General features: G+C 63.0%; 12 protein-coding genes. 6 read left to right on the plus strand and 6 right to left on the minus strand.

The features are described from left to right. The first annotated feature begins 33 nt into the window (after nt 1-33). The 5 genes from dapC to BLV04_RS06235 all read left to right on the plus strand — a co-directional run bounded on the left by dapC (nt 34) and on the right by BLV04_RS06235 (nt 4,372). Entirely contained in the window at nt 34-1,254 is a 1,221-nt protein-coding gene (dapC, locus tag BLV04_RS06215; protein WP_093029162.1) for a succinyldiaminopimelate transaminase, read from the plus strand. Between the two features lie 288 nt (nt 1,255-1,542). Further along, nucleotides 1,543-2,364, plus strand: coding sequence for a 2,3,4,5-tetrahydropyridine-2,6-dicarboxylate N-succinyltransferase (dapD, locus tag BLV04_RS06220; RefSeq protein WP_093029164.1), 822 nt, complete (start codon nt 1,543-1,545; stop codon nt 2,362-2,364). A 193-nt stretch (nt 2,365-2,557) separates the two neighbouring features. Beyond that, nucleotides 2,558-2,902: an ArsC family reductase gene (locus BLV04_RS06225; RefSeq protein WP_093029166.1), complete on the plus strand. Its 345-nt coding sequence runs from the start codon at nt 2,558-2,560 to the stop codon at nt 2,900-2,902. A 5-nt stretch (nt 2,903-2,907) separates the two neighbouring features. Next, nucleotides 2,908-4,041, plus strand: coding sequence for a succinyl-diaminopimelate desuccinylase (gene dapE, locus BLV04_RS06230; protein WP_093029476.1), 1,134 nt, complete (start codon nt 2,908-2,910; stop codon nt 4,039-4,041). Between the two features lie 124 nt (nt 4,042-4,165). Beyond that, the gene (locus BLV04_RS06235; protein ID WP_093029168.1) at nt 4,166-4,372 is read left to right on the plus strand and encodes a tautomerase family protein; all 207 of its coding nucleotides are present in this window, start codon (nt 4,166-4,168) and stop codon (nt 4,370-4,372) included. On the opposite strand, the gene BLV04_RS06240 is transcribed toward BLV04_RS06235, so the two are convergent. Together BLV04_RS06240 and mtnA are read right to left on the minus strand one after the other, a co-directional pair. Continuing rightward, nucleotides 4,369-4,926 carry a Uma2 family endonuclease gene (locus tag BLV04_RS06240; RefSeq protein ID WP_093029170.1) on the minus strand — a complete coding sequence of 186 codons (558 nt, stop codon included), beginning with the start codon at nt 4,924-4,926 and terminating at the stop codon, nt 4,369-4,371. The genes BLV04_RS06235 and BLV04_RS06240 overlap by 4 nt on opposite strands. A gap of 121 nt (nt 4,927-5,047) precedes the next feature. Then, nucleotides 5,048-6,115: an S-methyl-5-thioribose-1-phosphate isomerase gene (gene mtnA, locus BLV04_RS06245; protein WP_093029172.1), complete on the minus strand. Its 1,068-nt coding sequence runs from the start codon at nt 6,113-6,115 to the stop codon at nt 5,048-5,050. Between the two features lie 68 nt (nt 6,116-6,183). Here mtnA and BLV04_RS06250 point away from each other — a divergent pair, with 68 nt between their 5' ends. Continuing rightward, nucleotides 6,184-7,494: a TRZ/ATZ family hydrolase gene (locus BLV04_RS06250; RefSeq protein ID WP_093029174.1), complete on the plus strand. Its 1,311-nt coding sequence runs from the start codon at nt 6,184-6,186 to the stop codon at nt 7,492-7,494. 135 nt (nt 7,495-7,629) lie between these two features. On the opposite strand, the gene BLV04_RS06255 is transcribed toward BLV04_RS06250, so the two are convergent. From BLV04_RS06255 to BLV04_RS06270, 4 genes are all read right to left on the minus strand, one after another. Then, nucleotides 7,630-8,070 (minus strand): septal ring lytic transglycosylase RlpA family protein, encoded by a 441-nt coding sequence (locus BLV04_RS06255; RefSeq protein WP_093029176.1) that lies wholly within the window; start codon nt 8,068-8,070, stop codon nt 7,630-7,632. Between the two features lie 214 nt (nt 8,071-8,284). Next, nucleotides 8,285-10,084 (minus strand): L,D-transpeptidase family protein, encoded by a 1,800-nt coding sequence (locus BLV04_RS06260; protein ID WP_093029178.1) that lies wholly within the window; start codon nt 10,082-10,084, stop codon nt 8,285-8,287. Nucleotides 10,085-10,146: 62 nt separating this feature from the next. Further along, the gene (locus tag BLV04_RS06265) at nt 10,147-11,637 is read right to left on the minus strand and encodes a SpoVR family protein (RefSeq protein WP_093029180.1); all 1,491 of its coding nucleotides are present in this window, start codon (nt 11,635-11,637) and stop codon (nt 10,147-10,149) included. After that, the gene (locus tag BLV04_RS06270) at nt 11,634-12,905 is read right to left on the minus strand and encodes a YeaH/YhbH family protein (RefSeq protein WP_093029182.1); all 1,272 of its coding nucleotides are present in this window, start codon (nt 12,903-12,905) and stop codon (nt 11,634-11,636) included. Before BLV04_RS06270 ends, BLV04_RS06265 begins: the two co-directional genes overlap by 4 nt. Nucleotides 12,906-12,931 lie beyond the last annotated feature (26 nt).

The raw sequence follows: 12,931 nt of genomic DNA on the forward strand, positions 1-12,931 counted from the left end.
GCCTATACTATACCGCCAACTCAGGATGACCCGATGAACCCGGATATCGGGCGCTTGCAGCCCTACCCTTTCGAACGACTCGCCGCACTGAAGCACGGGCTGCGCCCGCCGACCGATCGCGACCACATCGCGCTCTCCATCGGCGAGCCCAAACATCCGACCCCGGCACTCGTCACGGATGCGCTCATCGCGCACTTGCATCAGCTCGCCGTCTATCCGAACACGCGCGGCATCCCGGCACTGCGCGAGACGATCGCGACCTGGCTCTCGAAGCGCTTCAAGCTCGGGTCGGCCGACTCGGCGGGGCCGGGCACGCTCGGTATCGACCCGGACACACAGATCCTGCCGGTGAACGGGACCCGCGAGGCCCTCTTTGCCTTCGCCCAAGCCGTGATCGATCGCTCGCAGGACGCGCTGGTTCTGATGCCCAATCCTTTTTATCAGATCTACGAGGGTGCGGCCTTCCTCGCCGGTGCACAGCCGCGCTATCTCGCCTGCGAGGCGGCAAACGGTTTCGTCCCGGATTTCGAGGCGGTGGACGACGCGACTTGGCGGGCCTGCCGTCTGCTCTACATCTGCTCGCCGGGCAACCCGACCGGCGCCCTGCTCGATCAGGCGACCTATGCGCGTCTCATCGAACTTGCGCATCGGCACGACTTCGTCATCGCGTCGGATGAATGCTACTCCGAGCTCTATCTGGACGAATCCGACCCGCCGCTCGGATTGCTCCAGGTCTCGGCCGCCATCGGCAACCCAGCATTCAGTCGCTGCATCGTCTTTCATAGCCTCTCGAAGCGCTCCAACGCGCCGGGCCTGCGCTCGGGTTTCGTTGCGGGCGATGCCGCGCTGATCCGCGGCTTCTTTGCCTACCGCACCTATCACGGCTGCGCCATGCCCCTGCCCCATCAGCATGCAAGCATCGCGGCCTGGAGCGACGAGACCCATGTGCGCGAGAATCGACGGCTGTATCGCGAGAAATTCGGCGCGGTCCTGGAGATCCTCGGGGACGCACTTGACCTCGCGCCGCCGAAGGCCGGCTTCTACCTGTGGCCCGAGACACCGATCCCGGACACCGACTTCGCCGCGCGCCTCTTCGCCGAAGAGAACCTGACGGTGCTGCCCGGGCGCTTCCTTTCCCGCGTCGTCGACGGGGCCGACCCCGGAATGAACCGCATCCGGCTTGCCCTGGTCCCACCGCTGGACGAGTGCGTGGATGCCGCGCGTCGAATTCGGCGCTGCCTGGAGCGGATCTGACGGCCGTGTCTTCATTCTAGCCTTTCGCACCGTTGCGATTCACATTCCCGAGACCTGCCTTGACCTAAACCGCGTCCAAAGTGAAATGCGTCATTTTCACATTGTTTCGCGCTCAAGGATTTTTCCGACCTTTGTCGTGACGCGGTTTAGAATTCAATCTTTTTTGATAGGTTAAACCGCGCCAGCTCGGACAGCTGTCGGAGCTGGCGCGGCCAAGCCCATCCGACGAACAACACATACCGCACCGGGCGCGGTTTAGGTCTTCAACACGACAGCAGAGAACACCCCATGAGCGACCAGCAATCCATCATTGAAGAGGCCTTCGAGCGACGTGCCGAGATCACCCCGCGCACGGTCGAGACCCGCGTGCGCGATGCCGTGCAGGACACGATCGAGCGACTCGACCGCGGCGAGCTGCGGGTCGCCGAGAAGCGCGACGGCGATTGGGTCGTCCACGAATGGCTCAAGAAGGCGGTCCTGCTGTCGTTTCGGATCGAGGACAACGCCTTCATCAAGGGCGGCTTCACCAATTATTACGACAAGGTTCAGTCCAAGTTCGCCGACACCAACTCGCGCGAGTTCCGCGACGGCGGGGTTCGGGTCGTGCCGCCGGCGGCCGCGCGCAAAGGCGCCTACATCGCACCGAGCTGCGTGCTCATGCCCTCCTACGTCAACATCGGCGCCTATGTCGACTCGGGCACCATGGTCGACACCTGGGCGACCGTCGGCTCCTGTGCGCAGATCGGCAAGAACGTCCATCTCTCCGGTGGCGTCGGGATCGGCGGCGTGCTCGAGCCGGTGCAGGCTGCACCGACTATCATCGAAGACAACTGCTTCATCGGCGCACGCTCCGAGGTCGTCGAAGGCGTAATCGTCGGCGAGGGGGCCGTGCTGTCGATGGGCGTCTACATCGGTCAGAGCACCAAGATCTACAACCGCGAGACCGGCGAGATCCTGTACGGCCGCGTCCCGCCCGGCGCCGTCGTCGTCCCCGGCAGTCTCCCGGCCAAGGACGGAACCCACAGCCTCTATTGCGCCGTCATCATCAAGCAGGTCGACGAGAAGACCCGCGGAAAGGTCGGCATCAACGAGCTGCTTCGGGATATCTAAACCGCGTCCAGAGCGACATGCGTCGTTTTCATTGTTCGTTTAGCTTCGGAGATAACCTTGATCCCAGTGAGACGCGGTTTGGAATTTAAGATTTTTAATACTTTAAACCGCGCCGGCTCCGACAGTCGTCGGAGCCGGCGCGGCCAAGCCATCCACCAAATGACGCATACCGCACCGGGCGCGGTTTAAAGACGTGGTCGCGCTCTACGGCATCCCCAACTGCGACACCATGAAGAAGGTCCGCGCCTGGCTGGACGCGCATGGCGTCGACTATCGGTTCCACGATTACAAACGCGAAGGGGTCGACGAGACCCGCTTGCGCGCCTGGGTCGACGAGCTGGGCTGGGAGACGCTCGTCAACCGTCGGGGCACGACCTGGCGCAAGCTCCCGGAGGACGTGCGCGAGGGCATGGACGCGGAGGCCGCGGTCCGGGTCATGCTGGAGACCCCGTCGATCATTCGTCGACCGGTGCTCGACACGGGCAAGGTCCGGCACGCGGGTTTTTCCGAAACCGATTACGAGAGGCTGCTCGGCTGATGGCGATGTCCCCGACCTTGGAGCTGGCGTGCGAGCTGATCCGCCGCCCTTCCGTCACGCCCGACGACGCGGGCTGTCAGGCCCTCATGGCCGCGCGGCTGGCCGCGATCGGTTTTCGGATCGAGGAGATGCCATTCGGGGAGGTCGCGAACCTCTGGACCAGACGCGGCGATGACGGCCCGCTCTTCTGCTTCGCCGGCCACACGGACGTGGTCCCGACCGGCCCGCTCGAGCAGTGGGACTCGGCCCCCTTCGAGCCGGCCATCCGCGACGGCCGTCTCTTCGGGCGCGGCGCCTGCGACATGAAGGGCTCGCTCGCGGCCATGATCACCGCGGTGGAGGCGTTCGTCCTCGATCATCCAGACCATCGCGGCTCCATCGCCTTTCTGATCACGAGCGACGAGGAAGGCCCCTCGGTCGACGGGACCCGCCGTGTCGTGGAACGATTGGAGCAGCGCGGCGAGAAGATCGACTACGCCTTGGTCGGCGAGCCCTCGGCGCGCGAGCGTCTCGGCGACACCATCAAGAACGGTCGACGCGGGAGTCTCAACGGCGTCCTGCGGGTGCAGGGCAAGCAGGGTCACGTCGCCTATCCGCACCTCGCCAAAAACCCCTTCCATGCTTGCGTCGATGCACTCGCGGCACTCTGCGCCGAGGTCTGGGATCAGGGCAACGAGCACTTCCCCCCCACCAGCTTTCAGATCGCCAACCTGAACATGGGCACAGGCGCGGAAAACGTGATCCCGGGCCGACTCGAGGCCCAGTTCAACCTGCGCTTCTCCACCGAGCTGGACCCGCAAACCATCCAGGCGCGCGTACGGGCGATTCTCGACGCAGGCGGCTTCGACTACGACCTCGACTGGCGGCTCTCTGGAAACCCTTTCCTGACCCCGGCCGGCGAGCTGGTAGCCGCCACCCGCGAGTCCATCGCGTCGGTGACCGGCATCCAGACCCAGCTCTCCACGAGCGGCGGCACCTCCGACGGGCGCTTTATCGGGCCCACCGGAGCACAGGTCGTCGAGCTGGGTCCGGTCAACGCCACCATCCATCAGGTCAACGAGTGCGTCGGGGTCGCGGAGCTGGACGATCTCTCCGAGATCTACCGCGGCATCCTCGAGCGCTTGCTGGCGGCTGCATGAACCGTGTCCGGGGCGACATGGAATATGTCGGTTAGGCCCGACCTTGCAGGGGTGAGAAACTCAGGCAGTAGACGCGGATTAGAATTTCGATGTTTTATCCAGTTCGGATCGACCGGAGATCGACATGCCCTACGTCAACATCAAGATCACCCGCGAGGGTGCGACCGCGGAGCAGAAGGCGGCACTCATCCAGGGCGTCACCCAACTGCTGGTCGATGTGCTCGGCAAGAATCCGCAGACGACGATGGTCGTCATCGACGAGGTGGAGACCGACAACTGGGGTATCGGCGGGGAAAGCGTGACGCTACGGCGCCGCCGAGACTCGGTTTAATCGCCCAGAATGTAACCCAAGTCGATCTCAACGGCATCGAACGGCGGGATACGCATCTTTCGCTCGTCGGGGCCGGGCGCGGCGACACTGGCGATGACCCGGTAACTTCCCCCGTCGAGTTGCCAGGCAACCAGCGAGCGTTCCTCGGGCCAGATCAGCCAGTAGTAGGACACCTGTTGGCGTTGAAGCAGCAGAAACAGGGTCAGCGTATCCTTGCGCTCATGCCCTGGCGAGACGATCTCGCACACCCAGTCCGGGACGATCTCCACCACCCCGCGCGGGCGCTCCGGCAAGCGTTCCTTGCGCCAGCCCGCGAGATCGTGGGTCGGACACTGGTGGGCGGAATAGTGGACGCTGACCTCGCTGGCGATCCACCAGCCGCCAGGGCCGGAAGGACGATCGAACGGGCCAAGTTCAACAGAGGCACGATGCTGCGCCAAACCGTGCTCCATCCGCGCCATCGGGCGCTGGACGATCTCGCCATCGATCAGCTCGACACGCTCATCGGAAGCATCGAGCAGATCGGCCAGGGTCTTGAGTTTGAATGCTTCCATCGCTGTCGCTCCGCTGGGTTCAACATCGACGCTTCACCTAAACCGCGCCCGGTGCGGTCTGCATCATTCGGTAGAGTGGCTTGGCCGCACCAGCTCCGACAAACGCCGGAGCTGGCGCGGTTTAAAGCCCCCAGCCGCCCATTAAGGCCCGCATCTTCTCCTTCGTCGGCCGAAGCACGACCCCGCGCTCGGTGACGATGGCATCGATCAGCTCCGCCGGTGTGACATCGAAGACCGGATTGCGAGCAACACACCCGACGGGTGCGAGACGGCGCTCGCCGCAGCTCAACAGCTCTTCCGGATCGCGCTCCTCGATCGGAATCTCGTCACCGCTCGCGATCTCCATATCGATGGTCGACGTGGGCGCCGCGACCATGAACTTGATGCCGTGATGTTTCGCCAGGATCGCGAGGCCGTAGGTCCCGATCTTGTTGGCGACATCCCCGTTGCCGGCGATCCGATCCGATCCGACGATCACCCACCCGACCGAGCCGCCGGCCATCAGGCTCGCCGCAGCGCCGTCCGCCTGCAGTGTCACCGGTATGCCGTCGTGCATCAGCTCCCAGGCGGTCAGCCGCGCCCCTTGCATCCAAGGCCGCGTCTCGTCGGCGAAGACGCGCCCGACCTTCCCGGCCGCGTAGGCGCTGCGAATGACACCGAGCGCGGTGCCATAGCCGCCGGTGGCGATCGCCCCGGCGTTGCAATGGGTAATGATGTCGGTCGGACCCTCGATCAGCGCCGCACCCAGGTCGCCGATCACCCGGTTGGCCGCACGATCCTCTGCATGGATGGCCAACGCCTCGTCGACCAAGGCCGGAAAGGGATCGCGTTCATCCAGACGCGAGATCAGGCGGCGCATCCGGTCGATCGCCCAGAAGAGGTTGACCGCGGTCGGCCGCGAGGCGGCAAGGCGCCCGAGGTCGGATTCGATCGCCGCCTTCCAGCCGGCACCGGCGGCCGCGTAGGCGTCCCGCCCCGCCAATGCGACCCCGTAGGCCGCGGCGACACCGATCGCCGGCGCGCCGCGCACCACCATCGCACGGATCGCATCGGCGACCGCACTCGCATCGTCCAGTCGCAAAAACTCCGCGCGGTCGGGCAGCAGACGCTGATCCGCGAGATAAAGGGCACCTGCGTGCCAGAGTGCCGCGTCGTCCGGGGTCGGCACGGTCGGGATCGTTGTTTCCATCGGGGGCTCCTTGTGGCATGTTCTCGCCATTGTCACCCATCCCCCGCCCCGACTGAAAGGACCGACCGATGCAAGCCGAGCTTCTGATCCATGCCCAGTGGGTATTGCCCGTCGATCCACTGGATCGTCAGCTCACCGATCATGCGGTCGCGATCGCGGACGGGCGTATCCTCGCCCTGCTGCCGTCCGAAGAGGCCCGGCGCAGTGTCGAGGCCCAGCGGGTGATCGATCTGCCGGGGCATCTGCTGATCCCGGGTCTGATCAATGCCCATACTCACGCCGCCATGGTGCTGATGCGGGGGCTGGCCGACGACCTGCCCCTCATGACCTGGCTGCACGAGCATATCTGGCCCGCCGAGCAGCGCTGGGTCGATCCGGGATTCGTCGCCGACGGCACCCGGCTGGCCGTGCTCGAGATGCTGCGCGGCGGCATCACCTGCTACAACGACATGTATTTCCATCCGGAGGTCACGGCACAGGTGACGGCCGAGGCCGGGATGCGTGCCGTAATCGGCATGATCGTCGTGGATTTCCCCACCGGTTATGCCACGAATGCCGACGAGTACATCGCCAAGGGGCTCGCCCTGCACGAGCACTATCGGGACCATCCGTTGATCCGGGTCGCCTTCGCCCCGCATTCACCCTACGCGGTATCGGATGCGCCCCTGCAACGGGTGCGTGCGCTTGCGGATGAGCTGGAGGTTCCGATCCATATCCATCTGCACGAGACGCGCGACGAGATCCTCCAATCGCTGCGCGACCACGGCGAACGACCCCTCTCGCGGCTGAATCGGCTCGGATTGCTCGGCCCCGGACTGGTGTGCGTACACATGACCCAGCTCGAAGAGGACGAGATCGCGCTCTTGGCCGACACGGGCGCCCATGTAGTGCATTGTCCGGAGTCGAATCTGAAGCTTGCGAGCGGGTTTTGTCCGGTCGCAAGGCTCGTGGAGGCGGGGGTGAATGTCGCGATCGGCACCGACGGGGCGGCGAGCAACAACGATCTGAACATGCTCGGGGAGATGCGCACGACCGCCTTGCTGGGCAAGGGCGTCGCAGGCTCCGCCTCCGCGCTGCCGGCGGCAACGGCCCTGCGGATGGCGACCATCAACGGCGCCCGAGCCCTGGGGCTGGAGGAAGAGATCGGATCGCTGGAGCCCGGCAAGTCAGCCGACCTGGTTGCCCTGGATCTGCGCGACTCCCACACCCAGCCCCTCTATCACCCGGTCTCGCAACTGGTCTACGCGGCCAGTCAGCAACAGGTGCGTCAGGTCTGGGTGCGGGGTCGGCAGTTGATCCGCGACGGCCTGCCCACCGGCCTCGACAACGCTCGGATCATCGCGGCAGCACAGACCTGGGGGGAGCGTCTCGGGCGCTGAACCATGTCCGGAACCACGTGGATCGTCGTAGGGGCGGTTGTAGGGACGACTTAAGTCGCCCCTACCTGGTTTTGGTCGTTGCCTTCTCGTAAATCGCCTAAGCCGTGAATCGCCTAAGCCAAGGGCAGACGCGGTTTAGAAGAGATCCATCAGGACCCGTTGGGCCTCTGCAAGCGCGACCGTCTCGCCGGTAGACCATGAGGGGCTGCCCGAATCGACAATCTCGAGTCGGACCGGGGCAACGCCACGACCCAACATCCCGATTTCACGGGCCGCCGCCTTCGAGAGGTCGATCGTGCGACCGCGCGAGAAAGGGCCGCGATCGTTGATGACGACGTCCACCGAACGGCCGTTCGCCTTATTCGTCACCGTCACCCGCGTGCCGAACTCCAAGGTCCGATGCGCCGCGGTCAAAGCATCCTTGTCGAACCGGACACCGCTGGCGGTGCGCCTGCCGTCGAAACGGTCTCCGTAATAAGAAGCCACACCATCCGTGACATTGGCCTGAAGGGTTGCCGTGGGAATAAACGCCAACAGTGCGAGCGCCGGGGTCAACCAGATGTTCTGTCGAATCAAAACAGAGTTCTCCGTTCGTAACGATTGGTGTTTGAGCCGGGATTCGCATCACTTCCGAATCGCGACGAAGCCGGAGTCTAACGGCAGAGCGCATTTGAATCCACCCTTTGGCGGACACGAAACGCTCGATGCACGTCTCCCGACAAAGACGCGCAACGGAGGGTCGCCACGATCGGCGACCGTGAAAACAGCAGACCGATGGGGATCGTAACCCTCAGAGGCGGCCCGCCGGACTCGCCTCGGGGCGATCGACGGTCGAGATCTCAGGCTCGGCCGCTTTGGTCGCAGACCTTCCCTCGCCGTCGGGGGTTTCCGCGGAATCCCGGCGAGTGAGGCGGACCGATGTGCTCGGGTCGAGGGGATCCGGAGTTTCGGTACCCGGTTCCTCCTCGGGCTGTTCCGGGTGTCGGCTCGGCTCCGGCGTCGGAGGCTCGGGGAATGCGATCCGCGTCCGCAAAACCGGCCCCGAAAAGGCGGTACGCAAGGACTCGTCACGCCCGTAGATATCCTGTCGGAAGCCGACCTTGCCCTGCTCGTCCGCGAAGGCCGTCAAATAGTAGAGCAGCACCGGCAAGGTATCCGCGAGGTCGACGTAGCGCGTCCGTCCGCGCTCGACCACGCGATCGATCCCGGAGCGATCCCAGCCGGGCTGGTCGAGAATCGCCTCCGCGAGCGCCAGCGGGTCCTCCACCCTGACGCAACCGTTGCTCAATGCGCGCGCCTGGCGGCCGAACGCGGCCTTTCCCGGCGTGTCGTGGAGATAGATCGCATGGCTGTTCGGGAACATGAACTTGACCCGGCCGAGGGCGTTTTTTGGGCCAGGCGCCTGGACAAGCCTATATCGCGTATAATCACCGGCATTCCCCCCGCCGACCTGCTTGCCGGTTCGTCGATCGACCAATCGATAGTCGCCGGAGACCCTGCCCATCTTCTTCTGAATGGACACGGGCACCGTCCAGGTCGGATTGAAGACCAAGTGGTCCATGGTGTCGCGAAACATCGGCGTTTGGGTCTCGGGCGTCCCGACGATGACGCGCGTCGACCAGACAAAGTCACCGCCGCGTGCCAAGTGAACCTTGTACGCGGCCACATCGACGAAAACATAATCTTCAGGCAGGTCCTGATAGAGCCAGCGCATCCGCTCCAGGTTGATCCGGATTTGCTCGGCCTTCGTCTCGTCGCCGTGTCCGTTGAGCGCAGCGAGGGTCGAAGGACCCACGACGCCGTCGGCCGTCAGGCCCGATCGCCGCTGAAAAGACACCACGGACTCGTGAAGTGCAGTGTCGAAGAGATCGGCGTCGGATGACCCCGGAACCGCCGCGCCATCGATACGCGCGAGTCGCTCACGCAGCATCGCGACGCGCGGATGCCGGCTCCCTTGGACAAGATTCGAACCGGCCGGCAGAGGCGGTAGGCCCGCGAGAGCGGTCTGAGCGGTAAAGCGCTGCAGCGCGTTCTTCAGGTCGTCGTACCAGAAGGGACGGGGGAAAAGCGCGCTCAAGCTCTGTTCGAGATCCTTGCCGCCGAGTGCAAGGTGCATATCGGCCAAAAGGACCTCGCCGGACGCGGGAGGTCTGTCGTGCCATTTCGAATCGACGGCAATCGGGTCGAGCTTGCCGTAACGATGGTGGTGAACATAACGCGCCAAGGCATCGCTAAGGACGAGATCGGCTGCAATACGTGCGTTGCCGGTCAGGGATTCGAGGACACCCGGATCGCCGAGTCGACGCAGACTTTCGACATGGAAATCCTCGGGTCGGAAGCCTTCGGACACGCTGCGCTGCGCGAGGCCCAAGAGCCCCGAAATCCGCGCCGGGTCGACCCAGACCAAGACGTCTCCGCGCTGCGCGTAGAACTCCGCCAGCAATCGACCGGACAAGAAGGGCACACCCTCGACAGCGACGGTTCGAGCGTCGCGGATAGAGTCGAGCGTCGGGCGCAGCAATCCATCCGTAGATGCCGGTGCGGAGACGACAGCCAAGAACCAAAACAGACCAACCAAACGGCAACGCATACCGGGTATCCCTCAGGTCCGGCCCCCAGGCCGATCAACACTGGCCGCTCAATATTGGCCGATCAACATTCGCCGATCAATTGCGTTCTGCCGTTTTCGTCCAGGGTCTCCAGGCGCACCGTAAAACCCCACAATCGCCTGATATGGCGCAGCATCTCCTCGACCGAATCACCCAAAGGCCGGCGATTGTGCCGATAGTGCCGCAAGGTCATGGAACGGTCGCCGCGACGATCGACGTTGAATACCTGAATGTTCGGCTCCCGTGATCCCAGATTGTATTGTTCGGCCAGTGATTGGCGCAATGCGCGGTACCCCTGCTCCTCGTGAATGGCCGTGACTTCGAGGTGCTCTTCGCGGTCGTCGTCCGAGATTGCAAACAATCGTAGATCACGCATCACCGTCGGCGAAAGATACTGTGCAACAAAACTCTCGTCCTTGAAGTTACGCATGGCGAAGTCCAAGACCTTCACCCAGTCACCGCCGGCAATGTCCGGAAACCAGTGACGATCCTCGTCCGTCGGCTGATCGCAGATCCTCCGGATATCGCGCATCATCGCAAAGCCGAGCGCGTATGGATTGATCCCGTTGTAATAGGGCACGTCGAACGTGGGCTGAAAGACCACGCCGGTATGCGATTGCAGGAACTCAATCATGAATCCATCGGTGACGAAGCCGTCGTCGTACAGATGATTCATGAGCGTGTAGTGCCAAAAGGTTGCCCAGCCCTCGTTCATGACCTGGGTTTGGCGCTGCGGATAGAAATATTGGCCCAGCTTACGGACGATCCGCACGATCTCGCGTTGCCAAGGCTCGAGCAGCGGCGCATTCTTTTCGATGAAGTAGAGCAGGTTCTCCTGCGGCTCCTCCGGCCATCGCACGTCCTGCTCTCCGCTGCCGTCGGCATCGAAGGTCGGCAAGGTCCGCCACAAATCATTGACCATCGATTGCAGATATGCGGCCCGATCTTTTTGCCTGCGTTGTTCCTCGGCGAGGGTCAGGGGTGTCGGTCGCTTGTAGCGGTCGACGCCGTGATTCATCAAAGCATGGCAAGAGTCGAGCAACATCTCCACCTCGGCCTCGCCGTAACGCTCCTCGCATTCTGCGATGTACCGCCGCGCGAAGACCAGGTAGTCGATAATCGCATCGGCGCTGGTCCAGGTGCGGAAGAGATAGTTACCTTTGAAGAAGCTATTGTGGCCGTAACAAGCGTGCGCGATGACGAGCGCCTGCATCGGCAGCGTGTTCTCCTCCATGAGGTAGGCGATACAGGGATCGGAGTTGATCACGATCTCGTAGGCCAATCCCATCTGACCGCGTCGATAGGTCTGCTCGGTGGCGACGAACTGTTTACCGAACGACCAGTGCGGATAATTGATGGGCAGACCGACCGAAGAATAGGCGTCGATCATCTGCTCGGAGCTGATGACCTCGATCTGATTGGCGTAGGTATCCAAGCCGTAGATGTCGTGGGCGAGACGGCCGATCTCCCGATCGAACCTCTCGAGCAGAGGGAACGACCATTCCGAAGAATCCGAGATGAGATTCTTGCTCATGCCTCCTGCCTCCTGAACAGCTCCCTGAACACGGGAAAGATATCCTCGGGACCGTCGATCTCCTGCATCGCAAAGTGCCGGTGCACGGCCCTGACATCTTGGTAGGCGTACCAGAGGCTTTGATGCTGGCGCGGGGTGATCTCGACATAAGCGAAATAGCGCATCAACGGCATCAGCTTCTCCACCAGCAGATCACGACAGACCGTCGAGTCGGAATCCCAATTGTCGCCGTCCGACGCCTGCGCGGCATAGATGTTCCATACCGAAGAGTCGTAGCGCTCCTTCAGGATATCGTAGGCCAGATTCAACGCACTCGACACGACAGTACCGCCGGTCTCGCGCGAATAGAAGAACTCTTGCTCGTCGACCTCTTGGGCAATCGTATGATGGCGAATGAAGACGACTTCGATCTTGTCGTAGTTGCGTTGGAGGAACAGATACAGCAGGATAAAGAATCGCTTCGCGAGATTCTTGCGGACCTGATCCATCGAGCCCGAGACGTCCATGATGCAGACCATCACCGCTTTGCTCGTCGGCTCGGGGAGCTTCGTGAAGCTCTGATAACGCAGGTCGAAGGTGTCGATGAAGGGCAGTGCTGCGATCCTGGTGCGCAGCCGATCAATCTCTTCGCGAATCTCGCGCACGCGTGAATCCGTTTCGTCGATGCCGCTGTCGAGCAGTGTCTGAAGCTCCTCCTCGAGTTCGCGCGCACGCGCACGCAGCGGCGCCCCTATTGCCGTCCGCCGTGCAATAGCTCCCTTGAGAGAGCGTACGACGTCGATATTGGAGGGTGATCCGTCGGTCGAATAACCGGCCCTCACCGTCTTGAACTCGGTCGTTCCCATCAACTGGTTCCGCACCAGATTGGGGAGTTCAAGGTCGTCGAACAAAAGGTCCATGAACTCTTCGCGCGAAAGCTCGAACACGAAGTCGTCATCGCCTTTTCCGCCCTTCCCTGCCTTGCCTTGACCCGAACCCTCTCCGCCTCCGCCTTCCGGACGCCGGATCCGATCCCCGGTGACGAAGTCCTTGTTGCCGGGATGCACCATGTCCCGGATACCGCCTTTGCCGTGATGAAACACCGGCTCGGAGATGTCCTTCGACGGAATACCCACACGCTCGCCCGAGGCGATATCGGTAATGCTGCGTTTATTCACGGCATCGGCGACCGAGCGTTTGAGTTGCGACTTATATCGCTTCAAGAAACGCTGTCTATTGACCGTGCTCTTGTTCTTACCGTTCAGTCGACGGTCGATGAAGTGTGACATAAGGACCCTTGCCTACTCGGCTGGAT

The organism is Thiocapsa roseopersicina, assembly GCF_900106925.1.
Lineage (GTDB): Bacteria > Pseudomonadota > Gammaproteobacteria > Chromatiales > Chromatiaceae > Thiocapsa > Thiocapsa roseopersicina.

Bases quoted from the DNA above. Each gene is read 5' to 3' on its own strand.
- dapC (WP_093029162.1), top strand. From the start codon at position 34: ATGAACCCGGATATCGGGCGCTTGCAGCCCTACCCTTTCGAACGACTC.
- dapD (WP_093029164.1), top strand. From the start codon at position 1,543: ATGAGCGACCAGCAATCCATCATTGAAGAGGCCTTCGAGCGACGTGCC.
- dapE (WP_093029476.1), top strand. From the start codon at position 2,908: ATGTCCCCGACCTTGGAGCTGGCGTGCGAGCTGATCCGCCGCCCTTCC.
- BLV04_RS06235 (WP_093029168.1), top strand. From the start codon at position 4,166: ATGCCCTACGTCAACATCAAGATCACCCGCGAGGGTGCGACCGCGGAG.
- BLV04_RS06240 (WP_093029170.1), bottom strand. From the start codon at position 4,926: ATGGAAGCATTCAAACTCAAGACCCTGGCCGATCTGCTCGATGCTTCC.
- mtnA (WP_093029172.1), bottom strand. From the start codon at position 6,115: ATGGAAACAACGATCCCGACCGTGCCGACCCCGGACGACGCGGCACTC.
- BLV04_RS06250 (WP_093029174.1), top strand. From the start codon at position 6,184: ATGCAAGCCGAGCTTCTGATCCATGCCCAGTGGGTATTGCCCGTCGAT.
- BLV04_RS06260 (WP_093029178.1), bottom strand. From the start codon at position 10,084: ATGCGTTGCCGTTTGGTTGGTCTGTTTTGGTTCTTGGCTGTCGTCTCC.
- BLV04_RS06265 (WP_093029180.1), bottom strand. From the start codon at position 11,637: ATGAGCAAGAATCTCATCTCGGATTCTTCGGAATGGTCGTTCCCTCTG.
- BLV04_RS06270 (WP_093029182.1), bottom strand. From the start codon at position 12,905: ATGTCACACTTCATCGACCGTCGACTGAACGGTAAGAACAAGAGCACG.